Source organism: Sorangium sp. So ce693 (genome assembly GCF_051521375.1).
GTDB classification, from domain to species: Bacteria; Myxococcota_A; Polyangia; order Polyangiales; family Polyangiaceae; genus Sorangium; species Sorangium atrum.
The window spans coordinates 10,944,594-10,956,131 of the sequence record NZ_CP150347.1 but is presented as its reverse complement, the minus strand read 5'-3'; the positions used below and the strand labels follow the sequence as shown (position 1 = coordinate 10,956,131).

Below are 11,538 nucleotides of genomic sequence, written 5' to 3'. Positions count from 1 at the left end.
ACGACGCGTGCGCCGCGCCGGTGTTCCCATCGGACTCGGACTCTTGATCGGAACACGACTCCGCATCGACCCAGCTCGCAAGGTCAACGGGCTCCCAGCGCTGGTTCCGCCTGTCAGGAATCCCGCCAGGATTCCTGAGACGACGCGGCGGAGGCGGACGAAATATCAATAATTTCAGCATGTTCTGTCTGATTCGCGGTCGGGTCGCTCGCCGGCGTGGCCCAACGCGGGCCCAACGGGCCGCCTGCAGCCACCGGGGCGCCCGCTGCGGGCTGGCCAGAGTGTTCAACGACCGCGCCCGGCGCTCGGTGGTGCAGCGCGCGGACAAGGGACGCGCCGTTGCTCGGCGACGGCGAGCCCGCCTCCGGTCCCGCAGACATGGGATCACTTCCTCCTAAACGGCCGCCCCCGCCGTTCAGCTCGGGGATCGCTTCGTCCAGAGGAGCGAAGTCCCCCAAGCCGAGCTCAGCGACCTTGCGCGCCGCGCGCTTGTAGTGGTGAATCTGACGGCTCGACTTATGCCCGGTCCGATCAGAGATCCACGTCTCCGTGCGGCCGTTCGCGAGCTTGATTGTAATGAAAGTCGCACGGGTATCATGCAAGCGTATATTCAGCCGCGACTGCGTGGTCTCGAACAACTCGGGTCGATCGATGCCAGCACGGCGCAGGTGATTTCGAAAGTTGTGTGCCCCACTGCGCCCCGGCAGCGGCCCGCTCGGCCCAATGAAGACACGCTCCTTCGGGGGACATACAGCGAAATAGGTCCGAAGCGCGCGCACGACGTCGGGTGAGAGTGCCCAGGCGCGTGGGTCATCTGTCTTGTTCTCGTCGAGCACCACGGCGCCGCGCTCGAGATCGAGGTCGGACGGCTCCAGCCTTCCGGCCTCGTCTGCACGCATTCCCTCGCGAATCAGGAAGCCATAATAGATCCGATAGGACAGCGGAATATCCACCGCCGCCATGAGGCGCCTATCCTCGTCGGGATAGAGGGAGCCTTTGGCCTTGTTGTCCTCCGCCTTGGGGATCCATCCACGCGGCAGCGGATTGCTGGCGATGATGCGCGCCGGATAGGTCGCGAGCGCGAGTATCCGATGAATGACCTTTGCGACTCCTTGGCGCGAGGAGTCCTCAAGATGTCCCGGCAGCATGGAGATCGCGCGATCCGCATGATCGAGCGTCAAACGAGAGAGAGGAACGGGCCCGAGTACCCCTAGAACATGATTGAGCTTATGCCGGTATTGCTCCGGATGGCGAAGCGCTTTCACATGCAGTGGGTATTGCTCGGCGAGCCTTCCAGAAACAACCAACTCGGCGAACTCAGCGAAGGTTGTTTCCCCGGACGCGCGAGCACGGGCTTCGCCCCTGCAGAGCTGCTCGATGGCAAGCCGGACGTCGCGGAGCGCGCTGCCCTCGCGCGCAGCAGCCCGTTCCAGCAGCGGCAAGCCGAGGACGATCTGGCCGGCTGCGAGCAGGCGCCCGGCGAGCTCGGACAGCACCTCCAAGCGCGCGTTGGCTTCCTGCTCGGTACGGCACGTCGGCAAGCTGAACGTGGGTCGACCGGCCTCGCCGAGGCTGAGGCGCGCGGTCCACGTCTTGCCGCGCAGCCGGACGGACCCGGAGCCGTTGGCGCGCTTGTCTCCTGCGGGCCTGCCGGGTGCGCGAGTCGCCAGCTTCGGGTGCTCCGTCGTGCTCGCCGAGCCCGGCGAGTCTGCGGCGGCCGCCGCTGCTTCCGCCACCGGAGTGGCACGTCCGGCGGAGCGGCTCGAACGCAAACGCCGATCGGTCGACGCCGGTGCAGGGAGGGATGTGGTGGGGGACGACGCCGAGCGCTTGGCGCGCGCCCGTCGGTGGGGTACGTCAGTCATGGGTCGGTCTCCGGTGATGCGGGGGTCGATCAAGGGCCCGTCCGGCGTTCGCTGCGCCGAGCGGGCCCGCTCTACTTTGGCGGCAGCCTAGCACGGCTTGTCCCTGCGCGAGGAACGCTCGCCCGGTCGGTGTTCGGGCATGGGACAGATTCAAGGCCGACAGAGGCCAGCACCGCGGCAACCCGTGTGCGCTCATCCACCTCTGCGTCACAGCGCGATGCTGGGTCACCAGCCAGCGCCTGGAGGTAGGCGACGAACACTTCGCGCCGGACGAGGCGCAGCTTGCCAAGCCTCGTGACCGGCAGCGGGAAGCCCGGTCCGCGGATCGTGTCGAGGTAGACGCGTGCCGGGATCCCGGTGACCGACTCGACGTTCTTCTGCGAGAGCATCTCCGGCTGCGGCGCTGTGAGTGTGAGCCCCTCCAGCGGGATCGCGAGCGTCGCCGTTGCTGTGACGGGATGGGCAAGCCCCCTCGGGGGGCACGATCCTCGGGCAGGCACGTCCGGGAATGTCCTCTCCACCACGCGTGTGCCGTGTTCCACCTGACGAAGCGCAAGGGGTGCCGATACACGGGCGAGAGCCGCTCGTGTCATGATGTACCTCCATCCGTGTTGGGTTCGTTCGCAACCGTGACCGACGCCGCCGGAAGGGGCACGAAACGGTAGTTCTGCGCTACCGGTAGTTCGCCGCGAACTACCGGTCTACGCGTCCGGAAAGAACATCGAGCCGTATCGCGAGGTTAGGTGTTCTGGGAAGCGTCGCTGAGGGGCCGAAAAACGGGAAAAATGAAGGGCTCGATTTGGTAGTTCTGCGCGCCCCCTCAGCGACGCGCGCGGAGGTGACACCGAGGAGGGGCCCAAGGTAGGCACACCGCGTAGAACGCGACCCATGCGCATCGGGCGAACGGGTTCGACCGGTCCGCCTTCGCCTCCGAAGCTCCACGCCCCCGTGCCGGCTACCGTGTCAATGATGCCGTCGGGCGCCACACGACGGACGCTGTGATGTGGCCAGCGTGGCGGGGCCGCCGTCCCCGCTGTACCCGGCTGCGCCGGTACCGGCCACGGTCGCGATCGTCCCGTCGGGTGTACCCCGCCACACGCGATTGCCGCCCTGCTCGGCAATGCGCAGGCGGCCATCAGGCCCGAGCGCGAGCCCGCGCGGCACGTCGAGCTTGGCGGCGACCGCAGGCCCGCCGTCGCCGCGATCCCCCTCATTGCCTGTGCCGGCCACGGGGCTCAATCACGCCGTCTGTGCCCACACGGTGCACCCGGTGGTGGAACGTATCGGCGACGTAAATGCCGCCGTCCGTCGCCGCGGCTACGGCCGAGGGAGCATAGAGCGGCACCGCCGTTGCCCGCTCGCCATCCCTCAGCACACAGTTTGCGCAACCGTCGCCCGCCACGGTGGTCAATACGTTGCCGAGCGCACCGGCGCGGCGACGCCGCCCGTCGTCGAGGTGAAGTACCCGCCCGATGGGCTCGTAGGCGTGGTGCTCGCTCAGCATCCAGCCGCGAGGCCCCTGGGAGCGAGCGCTGAGCATACCGAGCGCCCCGCGCCAGACCTTCCACAGTGTGACATCGTCGCGTGTCCTGGTGCCGACGATCGGGGTGCTCGAGAACGCCGCGAACGCCTTCCTGCGCTCCGCGGGCTCCATGTAGACACCCCGGTAGACGTAGCCGACCCGCACCGTCACCGGCTGCGCGCCTTCGAGGGGGGGCCCGGAGGCGTCCTTGCCGTCCCACGAGAACGTCGTCTCGCTGTTCGGCTCGCAGGGGCAGGCGAATCGCTCCTTGAAGCGCCGGCCGGCGATCTCGACGATTAGGTCGATGCGCTCGAGCGAGGCGGGCACGCCGCGGCGGCTGAGCGGGATCGTTAGGGCATCAGGCCGAGCGCGAAGAGGGCATCCGACCAGAGCGGCCAGAGCGTGCGGTACGGGTGGGTCGCCAGCACCACGCCGCCGCTCGGGAGGCGCCGGACGTAGAACCGGGCGTGGTCGACAAGGAACTCGAAGTGGTCGAGGGTGATCTCGACCTCCGACAGGGCCGAGCTGCTGCCTGTCTCCGCGCCCCCTCCATCGCTCTCCCTGCGCTGCCGCGTCCGCTCGTAGATCTCGCGCGCGCGCGGCTCCGCGGCGCGCCACGCTCCGTCTGGTGTCTCCGCCGCGGCTTCGAGCGCTTCGAGCAGGGCGGAGGGTGGTGTTGCCATCGCCTTGAGGACGGTTTCGCGGGAGAGCGAGCTCGAATGCGCACCCGCATGTCGTAGCGCGACGCACGCGCCGGGCGGCGCGGCTTCCACCCGCGCGCGGAGCGCATCCAGCGACAGGCCCGCGGTGCGCGACACCCTGTCCTTGTCGTGGAGGCAGATCCACGAGAGGGCGAGATCGCGCGCGAGGTCACGAGCGTCTGCGTTGTACGTCGCGCAAAGGGCGACCGGCGCGAGCCAGGTGCGCGCCGTCGTGCAGCCACCGGTCGGGACGCGCCCGCTCGCGTCCGGCGCGCAGAGGCGGAGCAGGACGTCCTCGATGTCTTCCAGCGCCATGTGCCACGCGAGCACGGCCTCGGCCTGCACGGAGCGCGGGCCGCGGTCCAAAGCGAGGTCCATCCGCGTGAGGGGAAAGTCCTCGATGTGGCGGGGGTGCACGTGGATGGGCCCCTTCGGCTTGAGACGCTCGCTCTTGTCGGTGAAGCAGCGAAGGATGCAATGGACGAAGTGCTCCTGGCTCAACGATGCGACGAAGTAGGTCTCCGCGTCGGTGCGTCCGAAGTGGGCTCGGAGCATCGCGACCACTTCATCCACGGAGATCGTATTGCATTCCGTGTCGTGGTCCATGATCGCGCGCATGCTGTACTGTGGCTCCTTGATGAGGGCCGACAGCGCCGCGCCGAACGCATCGACCCTCTGTGCCTCGTCACACCAGGCGAAGAAGAACGGACCTTCTCTCATCGATCGATCATCCTCGTGAGGTAGCCTGCGTCAGGACATGAGGCCGAGCACGAAGAGTGCGTCGGCCCAGAGCGGCCAGAGCGTGCGGTAGGGGTGGGTGGCCAGCACCACGCCGCCGCTCGGGAGGCGGCGGACGTGGAAGGGGGCGTGCTCTTCCAGGAAGCGGGTGTGCCCGCGCGTCGTGACGTCCACCCAGAAGGCGGGGGGGACCTCCCCCGCGTCTTCGTCGTCGAGCTGGCGGCGTAGCTCCACGAGCTCGCGCGCTTTGGCCTCGGCCTCGCGCCACGCGTCATCTGGCACCGCCGCGGCCTCGAGCGCTTCGAGCAGGGTGGCCGGCGGCGTCGCGAGCGCCTTGAGGACGGTCTCGCGCGAGAGCGAGCCCGTGAGCTCGCTCGTGCTGTTCATGGGCACACGCGCGCCGCGCGGCGCGGCGTCGACGCGCGCGCGGAGCGCCGAAAGCGACATGCCTGCGATGCGCGGGACGCTCTCCTTGTGGTGGAGGCTCACCCATGACAGCGCGAGGTCGCGCGCGAGCTCCGCGGCGTTCGCGTTGTAGGTCGCGCACATCGCGACCGGGGCGAGCCAGTCCTCCTTGTCCGTGCAGGCGCCGGTCGGCACGCGCCCGCTCGCGTCCGGCGCGCAGAGGCGGAGCAGGAGGTCCTCCACGTCGCCCTGGACCACGTGGTAGGCGGCTGCGGCCTCGGCCTCCACGGAGCGGGGGCCCCTGCTCACCGCGAGCTCGTAGGGGTAAAAATCCCACTTGCGTGAGCCCGCAGTCAAGCGGAGCGGGCCCCAAGGATGGAGACGTTCGCTTTCGTCGGTGTAGCACTTGAGACCGAACGGGATGGCGCACTCGGAACCGTTCAGCTTCACGCCAGAGCTTAGGTGAGCGTTGTTCGTTTCTCCGAAGTGAGCGCGGATCATCGCGAGCACTTCCTCCACGGAGCGTGTCTCGCACCCTTGCTGGTGGCTCATCATCAGGCTGAGGAGAGCCCCCGGGTTGACGAGGGCCGAGAGGGCCGCGGCGAACCCGTCGAGCCGTTCTGCTTCGTCACACCACGCATAGAACCAAGGTTGTGATTGGCTCATAGCCGGATCACCATGATGAACTTGTTGGAGTCTATTAAGGTTACGTTCTTTCCAGTCTTCCAGTTGAACAGGTAGCCGTCCCGAACCGTGATATTCGGGTCATCAAACGTCGCCCCCTGCTCCATGATGAGCTCGTATCGGGCCACGTCTCCATCGAGCCTTTTATCCTTCAGCGCCTTCATGGCGTTCGTGAGCTGCTTGCGCACCGTGTCGACCTCGATCTTCCCGCCCTTGGCCTCGCTCACCGTCAGCTTGTGCCCGATGGATATGGACAGGAAGTCGGGCGCCTTCCCCTCATACCCACCAGTGGTTGATTCCCTCGGAATGTCGAGCACCGTGCGTACACCATCGTCGCCGACCCCGACGAGCGACCTGCCGTCGTCCACCAGGAACTTCGCCGCCTTCTTCTCGAAGATGTCCACATCGAACTTGGTGATCGCCCCGCGGAGGTTCTTGTACCCCCGGACGCGTTTCGTTTTCACGATCTTGGCGAACACCTCCTCGATCTCGGCGATCTCCCCGGCCACCCGGATCGCCGCCGGCCGCAGCCCGCTGCTGATCTTGACCGCGCGCCACATCGGCCCGACCGCGCCGAGTCCGAATCCCATCCCCGAGAAGATCCGCTCCTCGTCGCTGAGCTCCTCGCCCGACGGCAGGCACCACGCCTTCCCCGTCACCGCCTCGCACAGATCGAGCGCCGGCCCGACCACCGGCACGAAGCCGACCCCGATGCGCGTCGTCGCGTGCACCAGCGTCTGCATCACCTCCGCGTACGCCTCGAACCCCTCAGCGACCGTCGACATCGCCCCCGCGAACGCGCTGATCGTCTGGTAGAGCTGCGTCTGCTCCAGATCGAACCCGTCCCCTGTCCACAGGTTGAGGTTGTCCTTCATCTGGTCCGCGAGCGCGCCGAACCGCGGCTTCAGCACCGTGTCCACCTGCACCCGCAGATCCGGCGGGATCGGCGTCTCGATGAACCAGTCCGACGCATCCATGAACTGCCGCACGAACCCGGTGATCCGGTTCTGCGCCTTCAGGAACGCGTTGGTCTCCGCGAGCGACACGCCCATCCGGTCGCGCAGCGCGATCTCCAGCGCCGCGCTGTTGGCCCGCCACGCCCGCACGTTCGCCACGAAGTCCGCCCGGAGGACCACCACCCGGCCGCTGACGTCCGCCTCCAGCGCCGCGAGCACCGCGTCCGCGTACGCCGCGTAGGGATCCCGCCCCTCCTCGAACGCCCCGTCGAGCCCCGCGACGTCCGGCACCTCGACCCACGGCACCTCGCTCTCCCCGAGCGCGTACGCTTGCGGGTCGTCCGGGTCCCACCCCTCGGCGCGTGCGTCTTCCGTCGCCAGGTCCGCCACCTCGTCGGCCTGCGCGCCGAACTCGTCCATCAGCCGCGCGACCTCGTCCTCGAGATCACTGACGCTCTTCTTCAGGTCGTCGACGAGCTGCTCCATCGCCGCGCGCGTCTCCGACGCGACCGCGTCCTCATACCGGTCCAGGATCGCCTCGAGGTCGGTCCGCGAGATCTCGTCCAGCGGCCGGCCGACAAGATCCTTGAGCTCGGTGTCGAGCTGCTGGAGCAGGTCCATCTTCTCGGCCAGCAGGCCCACGGCCCGTGCGTTCGCCACGAGCGCCGCGCGCTCCTTGGCGATCTCGGCCAGCAGGATCTCGATGTCGCGCGCCAGCGCCGGGTTGATCTCCGCAAGGCTCAGGTCGAGGGTCGTGGCGCCGGAGAACGCCACCCCGCGGTGCCGGACGTCGAAGAGCGGCTTGTTCAGCCCGAGCGGTTCCGAGACGAGGTGCACCACCTCGCGCGCGTCAACGCACGTGTTGTCGCCGCCCTTCCTGCTGACGTGGAAATGGAAGTCGTTCATGCCCATCACGAGCAGCACCGAATCGAACGCCGCCTCCATCCGGTTGCTCTCCGAGCCGTCGGCGTTGAACACGAACTCGCCCGGGACCTCGTAGGTGGGGAGCGGCGTCTGGTTCACGTGGAAGTAAGGCGCTCCAGGGTCGTCGAGCTCGGGCGTCAAGCACCTCGTGTTGAACGAGGTGGTGACCCAGTCGAGGCTGTACGGCGTACCGGCCCACGCGAACGACGGCGCCAGCACCGCCAGCGCCGTGACCAGCGCAACGAGCCTCTGGAACACCGCGGCGCTCCGGCGGCGCAGCGCAACGTCCTTGGAGCCTCTCATGTCCCCTCCGCGCCGCGCACGGCGGCGTCATATGCGATCGCGGCGCCCTTGACGTCCCCCGCGTCGAGCCTCGCCTGAGCCGCGTCGAGCTCCGCCGCGGCCATGCCCTTCTCCCGCAGCGCCGCGAGACCCGCCGCGATCTTCTGCGGCACCCCCGTCCTGAGCTCGGCCTCCGCGGCGTCAAACCTTCCTCGAAGCTCCGCGCACCCGGCCTCGCGCCAGGACGACCCCGCCGCCTCGCAGAGCGGCCGCAGCTGCGCCAGCGCCAGGAGCTCCCCGCACCGCTCGGCCAAGAGCGGCAGCCCGAGCTTCTCGCTCACCGGCGGCGCCGCCGACAGCGCCGCGACCTGCGCGCGCGCACGCTGCTCGAAGGCGTCCGACGCCTTGCGCGTCCGCGCCCCTGCGACGGCCTCGCGCGCACCCTCGTCCATCTGCAGCACGCGGAGCGCCTGCCGGCGCAGCGCGATGCCGCCGAGCAGCGCCGACGCGGTCGCGTCGCTCCGGGCGACGCGACCCTTCACGTAACCCAGCATCGCGTTCAGCGAGCGCAGCGCGCCCGACGTCATGTCCGGCAGCACCGCGCCGTGCGTCGCGAGCAGCTCCCTGTGCGGCGCCATCGCCTCATCGAAGGAGGCCGCGAAGACCTGGAGCGTCGCCGACCAACTCAGGATCTCCGCGGTGAGCTCGCCGGGCGAGCGGCTCGCCTCGCGCGCCGCCGCGAGCACTGCCTGCTCCACGCTGTCGAGACCGTCGATGTCCGACCGCGACGCCTGCTTCGAGAGCGTCGCGTACGCCGCCGTCTCCGCCGCCTCGGTCGCGCGGTACGCGGCGAAGCGCGCCGCGACGCCCGCGTACTTCGATCGCAGCGGCGCGACGTCGCTCCGAGCCTGGTCGAAGACCGCCTGCACGGCCGCCATGGCCTGCCTGTCGGCCGCGAGCGCGGCGGCGAGCGGCTCCCGCTCGGCGCTGGCCTTGTCGATCATTGCTTTATTGAAGTTGCCCGCGGCGTCGACCGGCGCCTCCGCGAGCAGCACCCTCTGGCGGTCCCTCGCCTCGTCGAGCAGCCGCGCGAGCTTGCCCGCGAGCGTCGCCCGCAGGGACTCGGCGTTCCTCGCGTCCTCGCGCACGTACGCGATCGCCTCGTCGATGTGGCCGAACCAGACGCCGAGCGAGGTTTCGCTCGCGACGATCTCCTCCGGCGTCTTGTTGTTCGGCCAGGTGGCCCACACCTCGATGGGCAGAGCGCCGTCCTTCTCGGCCTGGGCCCACGCGGCGCCCGGCCCCTGATTCTCGCCCACGCAGTGCTCCTCGCCGCCCACCGCCGCCGCGCAGAAGCTCCCGAACGTGTCGTCCCCGAACTTCCACAAGCACCCGGCCCCTGCCGCGCCGAGCGCCAGGGCGGCCACAGCGACCGCAAGGATCGTCCTCCATCGCATCGGCCTGGATCTTTCGCCCATGCTCATTGCCTCCACCCCGCGATTTTTCTCGCTCGCGCACGCTCGCCCGCACATTCTCCAGAAGCAAGCGTCCCCACCAAAGCGCTAGGACATTGCTCGGCCCTGGGATCGCGCCCCGAGCGCCAGGTTGTCCGTCCTCAATGCGCGGACAGTCACGGAACCGGAGAGGTGTGCTTGGGGGGGCGTGGCGCCACGGCCTGCGGACCGGCCGCGGGATCGAGGCGGAGGCCGCTGAGCTCGTGACCCTTCGCCGGCGAGCTCCGCGAGCGAGGTCTCGGCGTCGTGCTCCTGGGGCGCCGCGCGGCTGTCCACGTCGCCACCAGCAGGCCCGCGGGCGCCCTCGTGGAGCTCCGAGCGTGCCACCGTCGGCGCCCTGTCACTACAGGGGTCGCCTGAAGTGTCGTGATCTTATTCAGGGAAACGCAGCGTCTCGACCCGGGTGCCGTCCTCCCCCCGGATCTCTTCGCCAGACCAGTCCCAGCTCACGCCGCCCTTTCCCGGCGGTCCCAGCTCGTAGGTCACGCCCTCCAGCGTAAGCTGGTCCTCGTCGAGGTAGGCGATGCCGATCGAGTCGCCGCCACGCCCGGGGCCGCCGTAGCCGCCCTCACCCCCTCGGCCGCCGTTCCCACCCTGACAGGACCACGTGCCGTCCCCCACGGCGCCGCCCGATGCGCCTCGACCGCCTTTGCCCCCTTGCTCGGGTGGCCCGCCGTCGCCGCCCGGCCCCGCGGCCAGCGTCTCGATCATGGTGTCGCGCACCGTCAGGTTGGCGTGGAGGGCCACGATCCCGATCGTCGGATGGCCGTTCTCACCCCCCCGACCGCCTCGCCCGCCGCAGCCACCGGCGCCGCCGGAGCCACCGCCGGCGCCTCCTTTCGAGGCCACGCCGCACGCGGCGAGGCCGCCTCGACGGCCACCACCCCCGCCGCCGCCTTGACCCGGCATGCCCCTATCGCCGTCGCCTGCCCAGTCGGCCTCCCATCCTGTCTCGGTGATGCGCCCGATCCCCTGACCCGCGGCGCCGACGGCACCCCACATGCCGCTTTTCCCCGTGAAGCCGCTGCTGCAACCACCGTCTGCCCGGTTGCCAAGTCCTCCTTGCCCATCGTGGCCGGGGTCCGGCTTGACGACGGGCTCGCCGTCCTCCCCATCTCCAGCGCCTTCGGCGAGCCCGTCGCCTCCCTTGCCACCGGCGCTCGGGATTCCGCCGTCGCACGGATTCAGCACCGCCGGGCCGCCGGGGACGGTGTCTGCCGAGCACGCATCGCCGCCGTACAGACCATCCGGTCCGGCCGCTGACTGATTTAGCCCGCCCCATTTCTCGCCATCGTGGCCTGCGTATCCGTAGTATGTGCGGATCTCGCTCCGGACGAGCTCCACGGCAGTGTTGGAGTGAACAAGCATCGTGATCGGGCCCCACGCTCTCAAAGCCATGTCGACGATCGTCGATACCCCGTCCGCGGCACCCCTATCGCCATCGCTCGCCGGTACAACGGTCAGGACGATATCTGGCTTATCCGAAATCTGAATCAGGGAGCGCGTGTCAGCCTGGCGCCTCCAGCTCACGCAGCCGAACCCGCCGATGAGATCCACGCCGGAAGGGAGCGTCACAGGCCCGAAGAACCCGTCGGCGCACGCGAAGACGCGCCCCCGGCCCGTACGCGCGAGCTCCACGCCGCGCTGCAACGTGCGCACCGGCTTGTCTTTCGTGCCGGGGTTCGCATCGTCGCCGCTGCCCCAGACGCCGCCCACGAACACGCCGCATCCATCCTCCCACACATCGGCGGCGAGACGCTCGAGGCAGACCGACTCCGGCGGCGGCTCGCCTTGACACGGCGAGGTGCCGTCGCACGCCGCTCCGCCAGGCTCATTGGGGCCCGGCGCGGTGCCGCAGCCGGCCACCGCGAGCAGCAGCGCGGGGGACAGATGGATCGCTCTTGTAATTCGCATCGTTCTGCCTCGATGTCGTGTCGTAGCGAAGGG

General features: G+C 69.3%; 8 protein-coding genes. All 8 read right to left on the bottom strand.

Going from position 1 to position 11,538, the window contains the following annotated elements; all coding sequences use genetic code 11:
* Positions 1 to 113: 113 nt before the first annotated feature.
* Positions 114 to 1,736: a tyrosine-type recombinase/integrase gene (locus WMF14_RS40885; protein ID WP_437795515.1), complete on the bottom strand. Its 1,623-nt coding sequence runs from the start codon at positions 1,734 to 1,736 to the stop codon at positions 114 to 116.
* 200 nt (positions 1,737 to 1,936) lie between these two features.
* Positions 1,937 to 2,458 (bottom strand): hypothetical protein, encoded by a 522-nt coding sequence (locus tag WMF14_RS40880; protein WP_437795512.1) that lies wholly within the window; start codon positions 2,456 to 2,458, stop codon positions 1,937 to 1,939.
* Positions 2,459 to 3,075: 617 nt separating this feature from the next.
* Complete coding sequence (locus tag WMF14_RS40875) at positions 3,076 to 3,714, bottom strand: hypothetical protein (RefSeq protein ID WP_437795509.1); 639 nt, start codon at positions 3,712 to 3,714, stop codon at positions 3,076 to 3,078.
* Positions 3,715 to 3,737: 23 nt separating this feature from the next.
* Positions 3,738 to 4,808, bottom strand: coding sequence for a hypothetical protein (locus WMF14_RS40870; protein WP_437795507.1), 1,071 nt, complete (start codon positions 4,806 to 4,808; stop codon positions 3,738 to 3,740).
* A gap of 30 nt (positions 4,809 to 4,838) precedes the next feature.
* Entirely contained in the window at positions 4,839 to 5,540 is a 702-nt protein-coding gene (locus WMF14_RS40865) for a hypothetical protein (protein WP_437795504.1), read from the bottom strand.
* Between the two features lie 353 nt (positions 5,541 to 5,893).
* The gene (locus tag WMF14_RS40860; RefSeq protein ID WP_437795501.1) at positions 5,894 to 8,098 is read right to left on the bottom strand and encodes a hypothetical protein; all 2,205 of its coding nucleotides are present in this window, start codon (positions 8,096 to 8,098) and stop codon (positions 5,894 to 5,896) included.
* A complete protein-coding gene (locus WMF14_RS40855; protein WP_437795498.1) occupies positions 8,095 to 9,534 on the bottom strand; it encodes a hypothetical protein in 1,440 nt (479 codons plus the stop codon). Before WMF14_RS40855 ends, WMF14_RS40860 begins: the two co-directional genes overlap by 4 nt.
* A 429-nt stretch (positions 9,535 to 9,963) precedes the next feature.
* Entirely contained in the window at positions 9,964 to 11,505 is a 1,542-nt protein-coding gene (locus tag WMF14_RS40850; RefSeq protein WP_437795495.1) for a hypothetical protein, read from the bottom strand.
* Between the last annotated feature and the right edge of the window lie 33 nt (positions 11,506 to 11,538).